This window comes from Citrobacter sp. wls613, assembly GCF_005281195.1.
In the GTDB taxonomy this organism is placed as follows: Bacteria; Pseudomonadota; Gammaproteobacteria; order Enterobacterales; family Enterobacteriaceae; genus Citrobacter; species Citrobacter gillenii.
Genome location: NZ_SZXN01000030.1, coordinates 24,089 through 24,338, shown reverse-complemented (window position 1 = coordinate 24,338; position 250 = coordinate 24,089). Strand labels below are relative to the sequence as shown.

The following is a 250-nucleotide window of genomic DNA, read 5'->3' as shown; positions in this document are numbered from 1 at the left end:
TATTTTTCTCCGGGTGCAGCCAGATAAGCGGTACACCGGCCACTCGCTGGAGAAATTCGGGGGTCAAATAGTTTTCCGGGTCGCGGAACGCCATTTGTTGATCTGCAGATCGCCAGGTAACACCTGTTCCGGTTACCCGTATGGCGTACATCCACATGTTGATGAAATACTGCGGGCTGCTTAACGTACCGTCGGCGATGAGTGATGCCACCTGCGTCTCGTTAAGCGGGTTTTGCGCCATCACTTCAGC

At 54.0% G+C, this 250-nt stretch carries 1 pseudogene; it reads right to left on the bottom strand.

Features of this window, described 5'->3' with window-relative positions:
• Positions 1–250 (bottom strand): annotated as a pseudogene (locus FDX01_RS23410) (NUDIX hydrolase); the annotation flags it as partial.